Here is a 12,345-nt window from a genome sequence, read left to right as displayed (position 1 = left end):
TTATTGATTCGCGATGTGTCAGCAGCTGTTTATACTGCAAGCGACCACGCCGCACTCAGTTGCGCACAGATAAATTCCAATAATTCCTGCCTGCCCCGTTCTCGTCCGAGACCGGTCGCCGGCCTGCGTATGCCTGATCAAAGCGTCAAGACTACCGACAGAGACCTTGCGCATGCCACTCGCCTTGCTTGCACTCGCTGTTGCCGCTTTCGGCATCGGCACCACTGAATTCGTCATCATGGGCCTGCTGCCCGATGTCGCTCGCGACCTCGCGGTGAGCATTCCCCACGCTGGCCTGTTGATCACTGGCTACGCCCTGGGCGTAGTGTTCGGTGCGCCGATCCTGGCGATCGGCACCGCCAACATGCCGCGCAAGGCCACGTTGCTGGGCATGACGCTGATGTTCATCCTCGGCAACGTGCTGTGCGCACTGGCGCCGAACTACGCAACGCTGATGGCCGCGCGAGTGGTCACCGCGCTGTGCCACGGCGCGTTCTTCGGCATCGGTTCGGTGGTGGCCGCCGGGCTGGTCGCGCCGAACAAACGGGCGCAGGCGATTGCGATGATGTTCACCGGTCTGACCCTGGCCAACGTTCTCGGCGTACCGCTGGGCACTGCGCTCGGCCAGTACGCCGGCTGGCGCTCGACCTTCTGGGCGGTCTCGGTGATCGGTGTGATCGCCGCCCTCGCCCAATGGCTGTGGTTGCCGAAACATATCCCGATGGACAAGGCCAACCTCGCCAGCGAATTCAAGGTGCTGGGCAAGGTCAACGTGTTGCTGGCGCTGGGCATGAGTGTGCTGGCCTCCACCAGCCTGTTCAGCGTGTTCACCTACATCGCGCCGATTCTGCAGGACATCACCGGCGTCAGCCCCCACGGCGTGACGGTGATGCTGCTGTTGTTCGGTGTCGGCCTGACCGGCGGCAGCATGCTCGGCGGGCGCCTGGCCGACAGCCGTCTGTTGCCGTCGCTGGTGGGTGTCGCACTGGCGGTGGTAGTGATTCTGGCGGCATTCAGCCAGACCAGTCGCTCGGTGGTTCCGGCGGCGATCACGCTGGTGCTGTGGGGGATTTTCGCCTTCGCCCTGTGCCCGATCCTGCAACTGCTGATCATCGATCAGGCGCATGAAGCACCGAACCTCGGTTCGACCCTGAACCAGAGCGCGTTCAACCTCGGCAATGCCGCCGGCGCGTGGATCGGCGGATTGGTGGTGGCCAGCGGCGCGGACCTGGCGGACTTGCCGTGGACCGGCGCGCTGGTGGGCGTGCTGACCGTGCTGACGGCGCTGTTTTTCATCTACCTGCAACGTCGGGGTGTCGCTGCGGTCAATGTGTCCGGCTGATTTTCCCGGGGGACACAATTGTGTCCCCACCCGGCGTCAGCCCATCCAACCCTTGCGTCCATGAACGGGCGCGCTGTCTTTCCACCCCCCATCCAAAGGACCCCGGATGCTTGAACTCGTCGCCGCTTTCATCTGCCTCACCACCCTCCTCACCTTTGTGAATTTCCGCTTCATCGGCCTGCCTCCGACCATCGGCGTGATGGTTACCGCGCTGATGTTTTCCCTGTTGCTGCAAGGCCTGAGCCTGCTCGGCTACCCCGGCCTCGAAGAGCGCGTGCAGCAATTGATCGGCCAGATCGACTTCGGCGATCTGCTGATGAACTGGATGCTCTCGTTCCTGCTGTTCGCCGGTGCCTTGCACGTGAACCTCAACGACCTGCGCAGCTACCGTTGGCCCATCGGCCTGCTGGCAACCTTCGGCGTACTGATCGCCACCGCCGTGATCGGCAGCCTCGCCTATTACATTTTTGCCCTGTTCGGCTGGCACGTGAGCTTCCTCTACTGCCTGTTGTTCGGCGCGCTGATTTCCCCGACCGACCCGATCGCGGTACTCGGAGTGCTGCGTACGGCCAACGCCTCGAAGCCGCTGAAGACCACCATCGTTGGCGAATCACTGTTCAACGACGGCACCGCCGTGGTGGTGTTCACCGTGCTGCTTGGCATCGCGCAACTGGGCGAAACCCCGACCGTCGGCGCCACGGCCATGCTGTTTGCCCACGAAGCCATCGGCGGCGTGCTGTTCGGCGGGCTGATCGGTTATCTGGTGTACCTGATGATCAAAAGCATCGAGCAGCACCAGATCGAAGTCATGCTGACTTTGGCGCTGGTGATTGGCGGTTCAGCGATGGCCACCGAGCTGCACGTCTCGGCACCGATTGCGATGGTGGTCGCCGGTCTGATCATCGGTAACCTCGGTCGCAACCTGGCGATGAACGACATGACGCGCAAATACCTGGACGGTTTCTGGGAATTGCTCGACGACATGCTCAACGCGCTGCTGTTCGCGCTGATCGGGATGGAGCTGTTGCTGCTGCCGTTCAACTGGTTGCACGTGGCGGCAGCAAGTCTGCTGGCGCTGGCGATTCTGCTGTCGCGCCTGCTCACCGTGGCCCCGGCCATCGTCCTGTTGCGCCGCTGGCGCACCGTGCCTCGCGGCACTATCCGGATCCTGACCTGGGGTGGTTTGCGCGGCGGAGTTTCGGTGGCACTGGCACTGGCCCTGCCGCTGGGCCCGGAGCGCGATCTGCTGCTGAGCATCACTTACATCGTGGTGCTGTCATCGATCCTGTTGCAGGGCCTGACCATCGGCAAACTGGTCAAGCACGCAACGCGCGACGAGCCGGCAACCGCTGCCGAGCCCGCGCACCACTGATCATTTCTTGATCTGCTGCGGATCGGGCTTTTCGGCCTGATCTGCAGACTCTTTCGGAGCCCCGCTTTCGCTGCGGATCTGCGCATGACTGATCAGGGCGAAGATGAAACTGCCGCCGATGATGTTCCCCGCCAGCGTCGGCCCGGCAAACACCGCCCAGAAGTCACTCCACGGCAACTCGCCGGCAAACACCAGATACGACACCTCCGCCGACCCCACCACGATGTGCGTGAAGTCGCCCAGCGCCATCAGATAGGTGATGAGGATGATGATCCACATCTTCGCGCTCTCCATGGACGGAATCATCCAGACCATGGTGGCGATCATCCAGCCGGAAACGATGCCCTTGGCAAACATCTGACTCGCGTGGTTCTCCATGACCTTGCGGCCGATTTCTAGGAAGGCCTCGTCGGTCTTGCTGTCGAAGATCGGCAGTTCGAGCATCACATACGCCACCAGAATCGTCCCGCACAGGTTGCCGAACAGCACCACTGTCCAGAGCCGGATCAACCGACCGAAATTGGCCAGGGTCGGCTTGGTCATCACCGGCAGCACGGCAGTCAGGGTGTTTTCGGTAAACAGTTGCTGGCGGGCGAGGATCACCGCGAGAAAGCCTGCGCAGTAGCCGAAACTGGCGATCACCTTGAATTCGTCGCCCTCGGGCAGACGCGAGTTGAGCAGGCCCATGCCCATCAGCGAGAGGCCCATGGTCAGCCCGGCCGCCAGCGCCGACCACCACAACGCGGCGATGCTGCGCTCCAGTTCCTGGTCGCCCTGTTTGCGGATGATTTCATGCAGAACCGCCGCGCGGGGCGGCTGGTTTTTCTCGACTTCGTGCTGTTCCTTGGCCGAGAGATCGGGGGTCTTGCCGTCTGTAGGTGTGGTCATGGCGGGAAACCGGTGGCGGGGTCATAAGGCTACGACACGCGCCGCTCGGCTTCCGTTCGCCGGTGTGACGCGATTACTCGGTAACGGGCACGTCATCCTTGAACTGGTCTTTGACATACCTGATCTCGGTTCGCCCGTGCGGCGCCGGCAAGCCGTCTTCGCCGAGGTTGACGAAGACCATCTTCTCGACGGTCAGGATGCTCTTGCGGGTGATCTTGTTGCGCACTTCGCAGGTCAGGGTGATCGAGGTGCGGCCGAACTCGGTGGCGGTGATGCCCAGTTCGATGATGTCGCCCTGGCGCGAGGCGCTGACAAAGTTGATCTCGGAAATGTACTTGGTCACCACGCGCTGGTTGCCCAGTTGAACGATGGCGTAGATCGCCGCTTCTTCGTCGATCCAGCGCAGCAGGCTGCCGCCGAACAGGGTGCCGTTGGGGTTGAGGTCTTCGGGTTTTACCCACTTGCGGGTGTGGAAATTCATCTTCACTCCTGAGCGTCTTGCCGAATGATGGCGCCATCTTGGCAGACTGAGCGGTCATGCTCCATGAGGCTTCTACTATGGTCGCGATTGGCGATCTTCATCTGGCCGACAGAAACCCTTTGGAAGATCAGTCTAGACGGCTATAATCGCCCCCGTTTCAAAACGGTAACCTTCACTTGGTACCGTTTTCCCGCCACCTGTCCGAGGGGCGCTGCAGCAGGTTCAACCTGTCAGGCTCGGATGGGGCGTTGACCGGCTCAGGCCGGACACTAAACGCACAACGGCGCCCATTCGCATACATTACGAATGGAGGCTCTTCATGAGCGCTGTTATCACGCCTGCAGATTTTAACGATTACAAAGTTGCCGACATGTCCCTGGCTGCCTGGGGCCGTCGCGAAACCATCATCGCCGAGTCGGAAATGCCGGCCCTGATGGGTCTGCGCCGCAAGTACGCTTCCGAGCAGCCGCTGAAAGGCGCAAAAATCCTCGGCTGCATCCACATGACCATTCAGACCGCCGTGCTGATCGAAACCCTGGTTGCCCTGGGTGCCGAAGTGCGCTGGTCGTCCTGCAACATTTTCTCGACTCAGGATCAGGCCGCCGCTTCCATCGCCGCTGCCGGCATCCCGGTATTCGCCTGGAAAGGCGAGACTGAAGAAGAGTACGAGTGGTGCCTGGAGCAGACCATCCTGAAAGATGGCCAGCCATGGGACGCCAACATGATCCTCGACGACGGCGGCGACCTGACCGAGCTGCTGCACAAGAAATACCCACAGGTTCTGGACCGCGTTCACGGCGTGACCGAAGAAACCACCACCGGCGTGCACCGCCTGCTGGACATGCTGGCCAAAGGCGAGCTGAAAATCCCGGCCATCAACGTCAACGACTCGGTGACCAAGTCCAAGAACGACAACAAGTACGGCTGCCGACACAGCCTGAACGACGCCATCAAGCGCGGCACCGACCACCTGCTGTCCGGCAAGCAAGCGCTGGTCATCGGCTACGGTGACGTGGGCAAGGGCTCGGCCCAGTCCCTGCGTCAGGAAGGCATGATCGTCAAGGTTTCCGAAGTTGACCCGATCTGCGCCATGCAAGCCTGCATGGACGGTTTCGAACTGGTTTCGCCGTTCATCGACGGTATCAACGACGGCACCGAAGCAAGCATCGACAAAGCGCTGCTGGGCAAGATCGACCTGATCGTGACCACCACCGGTAACGTCAACGTTTGCGACGCAAACATGCTCAAAGCCCTGAAGAAGCGCGCCGTTGTCTGCAACATCGGTCACTTCGACAACGAAATCGACACCGCTTTCATGCGCAAGAACTGGGCATGGGAAGAAGTGAAGCCACAGGTACACAAGATCCACCGTACCGGCCCGGGCGCTTTCGACGCTCAGAACGACGACTACCTGATCCTGCTGGCGGAAGGCCGTCTGGTGAACCTGGGCAATGCCACCGGTCACCCAAGCCGCATCATGGACGGTTCGTTCGCCAACCAGGTTCTGGCGCAGATCTTCCTGTTCGGCCAGAAGTACGCCGACCTGTCGCCAGCCCAGAAAGCCGAGCGTCTGACCGTTGAAGTACTGCCGAAGAAACTCGACGAAGAAGTGGCCCTGGAAATGGTCCGCGGATTCGGCGGCGTGGTCACTCAACTGACCAAGCAACAGGCTGACTACATCGGCGTGACCGTCGAAGGCCCGTTCAAGCCGCACGCTTACCGCTACTAAGACAAGAGCAGCTGCGAGCTACAAGCTTCAAGCGGCAAGCAAGGTCAAAAGCCGGACTTGCCGTACGAAGCTTGAGAGCTCTGCCCCTATTTCAGAACAGTTTCAGGCAGTAGGTTTCACGCACGAGAGATCAGCGCACCTCCGCTTCTCTCGCAGCTTGTAGCTTGCCGCTCGTAACTGGAGGCTTCCTCCATGTCCCAAGAACGTCGCTACAGCTTCGAGTTCTTCCCGACCAAGACCGATGCTGGGCATGAAAAACTGCTCGCCACTGCCCGTCAGTTGGCCACCTACAACCCTGACTTCTTTTCCTGCACCTACGGCGCGGGCGGTTCGACCCGTGACCGCACGCTGAACACCGTTCTGCAGCTGGAAAGCGAAGTCAAAATCCCCGCCGCCCCGCACCTGTCGTGCGTCGGCGACAGCAAGGACGACCTGCGCGGCCTGCTGAACGAGTACAAGGCTGCCGGCATCAAGCGCATCGTCGCCCTGCGCGGTGACCTGCCATCCGGCATGGGCATGACCAGCGGCGAGCTGCGTCACGCCAATGAACTGGTTGAATTCATTCGTGAGGAAACCGGCAATCATTTCCACATCGAAGTCGCCGCCTACCCGGAGATGCATCCGCAAGCGCGCAACTACGAAGACGATCTCGCCAACTTCGTGCGCAAGGCCCGTGCCGGCGCCGACAGCGCGATCACCCAGTACTTCTTCAACGCCGACAGCTACTTCTACTTTGTCGACCGGTTGCAGGCGCTGGGCGTGGACATTCCGGTCGTTCCGGGCATCATGCCAATCACCAACTACAGCAAACTCGCACGCTTCTCCGATGCCTGCGGTGCGGAAATCCCGCGCTGGATCCGCAAGCAACTGGAAGCCTACGGCGATGACAGCCAGAGCATTCAGCGCTTTGGTGAACAGGTCGTCAGCGAGATGTGCGAACGCCTGCTGCAAGGCGGCGCGCCTGGCCTGCACTTCTATTCCATGAACCAGGCGGAACCGAGCCTGGCGATCTGGAATAATCTGAAGTTGCCGCGCTAAACGATTCAAGACAGTAAAAAGTGCCCTCTTCAGAGGGCCTTTTTACATTTAAAAGTACCAATGGAATGTTGTCGTCAATGATCTGCGATTCTTCGAACCCACGCCCTCAACTCGTCTACCTGGTTTTTGGCTCTGAAACCTATCACCAGGAAGCCGTGTTCAGCATCGCGAGTGCCCTGGCCTGGCTTCGTGAATCACCAGATGTGACGATTGATATCCAGGTGTTCAGTGACAATCCGCAGCCTTACGAAAAACTCCCGGTACGAGTGCGTCCCCTCGATGCTGCCACCCGTCAGCGCTGGAGCGAACCTCACGGCTACCACTTCCGCACCAAACACGTTGCCTTGCGAACGGTGCTCGAAGAGTCCGAGACAGCCTTGCTGATCGACACCGACACTTTTTTTCATTGCTCGCCAGTCAAACTGTTCGAACGGGTGCAACCCGGCACGCTGCTGTGCAATGACTACTACTTGCAATACGGCACCAACAAGGAAAACCTGCTCTACAGCGCTCTGTCGAAAACCCTGCTGGAGAGAGGCCTGGCTGACGATCAAATGATGCTGCTCAACTCTGGCGTCATCGGCCTGCATCGCCAGGATGCGCAAGTGCTTGATCGCTCGATTGCGCTGATCGACGAGCTGTTCCCGCTCGCCCAGGGTGCCTACACCCTGGAAGAGTTCTGCCTGTCAGTGGCAGCCTATCGCACACTGGACATCAAGAAGTGTCCGGACCTGATTCATCACTACTGGAGCCGCAAGCAGCTGTTCAGGGCCAAGGTTCAGGCCTGGGTCGCCAAGCATGGCGACAACCCGACCTGTCAGGCTGCACTGGATGACACCCGTCTCGTTTCCGCGCGACTGCCACGTCCGCCACGTATGCAGCGCATGCTTTACAAAGTCATCACCCTGATGCTGCCCGCGCACCTTCGCCAGTTCATTCGCGAAATTCTCTACGGTTGCTATAAGCACCCCAACGAATTCGACCAGGCCTGCGCACCGGTGTGGTGGGAAAAGGCACTGAAAAACCAGCAGGAAAGGATTGGCAAGAAAGTTTGTCAGCATTTGCTGGAAGAATGGTTCAGCAGAAGACTGGTCAGACTGGTTCTGGGCTCGCGCTACACGACAATTCATCAGCACCTGCTCAATTCATCCGGCAAATAGCGGCATCGCATCGAAACTCTTCGCTTGCAGCGTTAAACATGCATGCCAGAGCTTCTCATCAGGCGATTCGCGTACTAACCTCAGGCCATGCCTGTCATTGTCCAGTTGCTGAGCGTTTTGCTGTTTACTTGCCTGAGCTTCGCTGCTCGGGGCGAGAGGTTGCGCATTGTCACCGAGCCATGGGCGCCGTATGTCTATGAACAAGGCGGCAAGAATCTCGGGCTGGACTACGAAACCACTGCCATCGTATTCAAGCGCTTGGGCATCGAAGTCGAATGGCAGTTTTTGCCCTGGAAACGCTGCCTGTCGATGCTCGAAACCGGCCAGGCCGACGGCGCGCTGGACATCTTCCACAGCGACGAACGCGACGCCACCCTGCTCTACCCTAGCGAACCGCTGTCGGACGTCGAGTTCGTGATGTTCTACGCCAACGAGCGTCCGCACCCTTTTCACAGCCTTGAAGACCTCAAAGGCCTGACGGTCGGCACCTCGCCGGGCTATCTGTACAGCCCCGACTTTCGCGAATCGACCCTGTTCACCCGCGAGCCGGCCCCGACCCACGAAGCCAATTTCGGCAAACTGGTGCGCGGGCGCATCGACCTGCTGATCACTGATCGCCGCGTGGGTCAGCATTTGCTCGATGAACTGGGCATTCGCGACAAGATCACGGAAAACCCCACGGTCATCAGCCGCCAGAGCCAGTTTCTGGCCGTGCGGCGCAATGCCGGGATGGATTTGCTGGTGCAGCGCTTCGGCGCCGAACTCAAGCGTTTCAAGCGCGAACCGGCCTATGCCGAGCTCAGCGCCCGCTACGGCGCGGCCCCCGCCCTGACGGCGCCACTGGGCAGTGCAACCGCCAGCGGCAAAACCGTTGAGCAGCAGGAAAGCGGCGCGCAGTGATTGCTCTGTTATACTCCGGCGTTCCCGCCAGGCTCACGCCCGGACGCCCGGAACCGTAACAGGCCTCCCGACCCGCTACAGCGCAGCTTTTCAGCCCGCGCGAGCGCTCCGGACGTGCCTTCGGAACCGCAGCAGGACCGGACGGGATTGCGTCCTCTTAAACGCCATTCGCGCCAGGCAAGACTCCCATTGGGCCAAGCCCTAACTGAAACAGGATTACTCATGTCCTTTGCTTCCCTCGGTCTCTCCGAGGCTTTGGTCCGCGCTATCGAAGATGCGGGCTATACCGAGCCTACTCCGGTGCAACAGCGGGCCATTCCCGCCGTGTTGCAAGGTCGCGACCTGATGGTTGCGGCACAGACAGGTACCGGTAAAACCGGCGGCTTCGCCCTTCCGATCCTGGAGCGGCTGTTCCCCAACGGCCACCCGGACAAATCCCAGCGTCACGGCCCGCGCCAACCGCGCGTGCTGGTCCTGACCCCGACCCGCGAACTCGCGGCCCAGGTTCACGACAGCTTCAAGATCTACGCCCGTGACCTGAAATTCGTCAGCGCCTGCATCTTCGGCGGCGTCGGCATGAACCCGCAGGTTCAGGCCATGTCCCGTGGCGTGGACGTCCTCGTTGCGTGCCCGGGTCGTCTGCTCGACCTGTGCGGCCAGGGCAGCGTCGATCTGTCCCACGTTGAAATCCTCGTGCTCGACGAAGCCGACCGCATGCTCGACATGGGCTTCGTCCACGACGTGAAGAAAGTCCTCGCGCGTCTGCCGGCCAAGCGTCAGAACCTGCTGTTTTCGGCGACCTTCTCCAAAGACATCACGGATCTTGCCGGCAAGCTGCTGCACAACCCGGAACGCATCGAAGTGACGCCGCCGAACACCACGGTCGAGCGCATCGAACAACGCGTATTCCGCCTGCCAGCCAGCCACAAGCGTGCGCTGCTGGCCCACCTGATCACCGCCGGCGCGTGGGAACAGGTGCTGGTGTTCACCCGCACCAAGCACGGCGCCAACCGTCTGGCCGAGTACCTGGACAAGCACGGCCTGCCGGCTGTGGCGATCCACGGTAACAAGAGCCAGAACGCCCGCACCAAAGCCCTGGCCGACTTCAAGGCCGGTGAAGTGCGCATCCTGGTTGCCACCGACATCGCGGCGCGCGGTCTGGACATCGACCAGTTGCCACACGTGGTCAACTTCGAACTGCCGAACGTCGATGAAGACTACGTGCACCGTATCGGCCGCACTGGCCGTGCCGGTCGTTCGGGCGAGGCGATCTCGCTGGTCGCACCGGACGAAGAAAAACTGCTGAAAAGCATCGAACGCATGACCAAGCAGAAAATCGCCGACGGCGACCTGATGGGTTTCGATGCCAGCAACATCGAGGCCGAGAAGCCCGAAGCCCGTGAACGTCCGGACATGCGCAACCCGCGCAACGCCCGTGGCCCACGCGGCGACGGCCCGAATGGCGGCGGCGGTGGCGGCGGTCGTAAAGACAAAGGCAAAGACAAGGGCAAGGAAAAACCGGCCGGCGATCGTGGCGAGCGTCCAGCCCGTCAACAAAAGCCGCGTGAAGGCACCCCGGCCCGCGAACAGCGCCAGCCAAGCCAGCCGCCACGCGCCGCTGCTGACCGTGCTCCGGACGAATTCCTCGACGACGATATCGATAACTTCGGTAACCGCGTCGATTACGTGCCGAAGCAGGCTCCGGCCGGTGGTCGCAACCGTCGTCCAGGCGCTCCGGCGCAAGGCGCAGGTTCGGGCGCACCCCGCGGCGGTCAGTCGCAAGGTCGCCAGAACGGCCCGCGCAACAGCAACGGTTCGAGCACCGGCACTCCGCCAGGCAAGCGCAGCGGCCCACGCAACGGTGCTCCGCGTGACGGTCAGGGTCGTCGCGATGAAAACCCGCGCAACCGCCGCCCGGCCCGTGACGATCAGCAACGCGCTGAACCGGCCGTGCAGAACCCGCGCAGCAGCGGGCCGAAGATCATGCACAAGGAATCGAAAGCCGACCGCTTCCCGACGCCTGAGCAGCTGGATCAACTGCCAAGCCGCCCACGCGGTGAAAAACCGGCCTTGCTGACCCGCAATCGCTGAGTTTTCCACCGCAATGAAAAATGCCCCGGCCTGAAAACCGGGGCATTTTTTTGCGCGTTGCCGAGAAAAGAGTTACGGCAGGCCATAAAAAACGCCCCCGGTCGCAAGACCGGGGGCGTTTTTGTGTGGCCGGCGAAAATTACTTCGCTTTCACACCTTCAAACGAAACGTACAGCTCGACCGCGTCGGACTTCGGACCCAGGTCTTTCTGCTTGCCGAAATCGGAACGCTTGATGGTGGTGGTGCCTTCGAAGCCGGCACGGTAGCCACCCCATGGATCCTTGCCTTCGCCCAGGAAGGTCGCCTTCACGACCACTGGCTTGGTGACGCCCAGGATGGTCAGGTCGCCGGTCACGTCAGCGGTGTTGGCACCGGTGGACTTGACGCTGGTGGAGACGAAGGTCGCCTTGGCAAACTTGCTGGCGTTCAGGAAGTCAGCGCTGGCGATGTGCTTGTCGCGCTCGGCGTGGTTGGTGAACACGCTGGCGGTGTTCACGTTGAACTCGATCTTGCTGTCTTCAGGCTTGGCAGCGTCGAAGCTGAACTTGCCATCGATGTCCTTGAAGGTACCGGTGATGAAGCTGTAGCCCAGGTGGCTGATCTTGAAGTCGACGAAGGCGTGCTGGCCTTCTTTATCAACCACGTAGTCAGCGGCCATCACGTTGGCGGACAGGACGGCAGAGCCGATTGCCAGAGCGGCCAGAGTCTTTTTCAACATGCTTTGTTTTCCTTTGGAGTCGAGGTTGAACATCAGGCTTTGCGCCCCAGCATTCGTGTCAGGGTCGCATCACGATCGATAAAGTGGTGCTTCAATGCTGCCAACGCATGAAGGCCGGAAAAAATTACCAGCGCCCATGCCAGCCAGAGATGAATCACACCGGCGGTATCTGCCTGATCCGGTAGTCCGGAAACCAGTGCAGGAACTTCAAACAGGCCAAACACCGGGATACCGACACCGTCTGCGGTGGAAATCAGGTAACCGGCAATCATCACGGCGAACAGCGCAAGGTACAGAAACCCATGGCCGAACTTCGCACCGATGCGGGTCATGCGGCTGTAGCTTTGCAACGTTGGCGGCGGTGGACTGACAAAGCGCCACAACACCCGCAACACCATCACACCCAGCAGCACCAGACCGATGCTCTTGTGCAGATCCGGCGCGTCTTTGCGCCAGGTGCTGTAGTAATCCAGCCCCACCATCCACAGACCCAGCGCGAACAGCCCGAAGACCACCAGCGCCACGCCCCAGTGCATGAAGATGCTGACCCAACCGTAGCGCGAAGAAGAGTTACGTAGCTGCATTGCCCAAATCCTGTGAGAACTGCGAACCAAGACTAGCGAGTT

The 12,345-nt window shown here is 60.8% G+C and carries 11 protein-coding genes and 1 riboswitch; of the genes, 7 read left to right on the top strand and 4 right to left on the bottom strand.

Annotated features, from left to right (window positions below):
- The first annotated feature begins 172 nt into the window (after positions 1–172).
- On the top strand, positions 173–1,342 hold the full coding sequence (locus GQX66_RS14010) for an MFS transporter (RefSeq protein WP_007959692.1): 1,170 nt from the start codon (positions 173–175) through the stop codon (positions 1,340–1,342).
- A 106-nt stretch (positions 1,343–1,448) separates the two neighbouring features.
- Complete coding sequence (locus GQX66_RS14005) at positions 1,449–2,714, top strand: sodium:proton antiporter (RefSeq protein ID WP_085667394.1); 1,266 nt, start codon at positions 1,449–1,451, stop codon at positions 2,712–2,714.
- Here the strand turns inward: GQX66_RS14005 and GQX66_RS14000 are convergent, their stop codons facing one another.
- Together GQX66_RS14000 and GQX66_RS13995 are read right to left on the bottom strand one after the other, a co-directional pair.
- The gene (locus GQX66_RS14000) at positions 2,715–3,602 is read right to left on the bottom strand and encodes a formate/nitrite transporter family protein (RefSeq protein WP_102685756.1); all 888 of its coding nucleotides are present in this window, start codon (positions 3,600–3,602) and stop codon (positions 2,715–2,717) included.
- A 73-nt stretch (positions 3,603–3,675) separates the two neighbouring features.
- Positions 3,676–4,083 (bottom strand): hotdog domain-containing protein, encoded by a 408-nt coding sequence (locus tag GQX66_RS13995; RefSeq protein WP_011336338.1) that lies wholly within the window; start codon positions 4,081–4,083, stop codon positions 3,676–3,678.
- 197 nt (positions 4,084–4,280) lie between these two features.
- A riboswitch (S-adenosyl-L-homocysteine riboswitch) is annotated at positions 4,281–4,379 on the top strand.
- Between the two features lie 23 nt (positions 4,380–4,402).
- Here GQX66_RS13995 and ahcY point away from each other — a divergent pair.
- The 5 genes from ahcY (at position 4,403) to GQX66_RS13970 (ending at position 11,001) form a co-directional block, all read left to right on the top strand.
- Complete coding sequence (gene ahcY / locus GQX66_RS13990) at positions 4,403–5,812, top strand: adenosylhomocysteinase (RefSeq protein WP_007961892.1); 1,410 nt, start codon at positions 4,403–4,405, stop codon at positions 5,810–5,812.
- Positions 5,813–6,004: 192 nt separating this feature from the next.
- Positions 6,005–6,850, top strand: coding sequence for a methylenetetrahydrofolate reductase [NAD(P)H] (metF, locus tag GQX66_RS13985; protein ID WP_065261847.1), 846 nt, complete (start codon positions 6,005–6,007; stop codon positions 6,848–6,850).
- 77 nt (positions 6,851–6,927) lie between these two features.
- Entirely contained in the window at positions 6,928–8,010 is a 1,083-nt protein-coding gene (locus GQX66_RS13980; protein ID WP_085746669.1) for a hypothetical protein, read from the top strand.
- Between the two features lie 87 nt (positions 8,011–8,097).
- Positions 8,098–8,910: a transporter substrate-binding domain-containing protein gene (locus GQX66_RS13975; protein ID WP_240869736.1), complete on the top strand. Its 813-nt coding sequence runs from the start codon at positions 8,098–8,100 to the stop codon at positions 8,908–8,910.
- A 222-nt stretch (positions 8,911–9,132) separates the two neighbouring features.
- On the top strand, positions 9,133–11,001 hold the full coding sequence (locus tag GQX66_RS13970) for a DEAD/DEAH box helicase (RefSeq protein WP_240869735.1): 1,869 nt from the start codon (positions 9,133–9,135) through the stop codon (positions 10,999–11,001).
- A gap of 139 nt (positions 11,002–11,140) precedes the next feature.
- On the opposite strand, the gene GQX66_RS13965 is transcribed toward GQX66_RS13970, so the two are convergent.
- Both GQX66_RS13965 and GQX66_RS13960 read right to left on the bottom strand, forming a co-directional pair.
- Complete coding sequence (locus GQX66_RS13965) at positions 11,141–11,719, bottom strand: YceI family protein (RefSeq protein ID WP_045121911.1); 579 nt, start codon at positions 11,717–11,719, stop codon at positions 11,141–11,143.
- Between the two features lie 32 nt (positions 11,720–11,751).
- Positions 11,752–12,303 carry a cytochrome b gene (locus GQX66_RS13960; protein WP_007959675.1) on the bottom strand — a complete coding sequence of 184 codons (552 nt, stop codon included), beginning with the start codon at positions 12,301–12,303 and terminating at the stop codon, positions 11,752–11,754.
- Positions 12,304–12,345 lie beyond the last annotated feature (42 nt).

The sequence above is a fragment of the Pseudomonas sp. B707 genome (assembly GCF_022496685.1).
In the GTDB taxonomy this organism is placed as follows: domain Bacteria; phylum Pseudomonadota; class Gammaproteobacteria; order Pseudomonadales; family Pseudomonadaceae; genus Aquipseudomonas; species Aquipseudomonas paraglycinae.
Note: the sequence above shows the minus strand (reverse complement) of the source record. Positions and strands in the feature narration are given on the sequence as shown.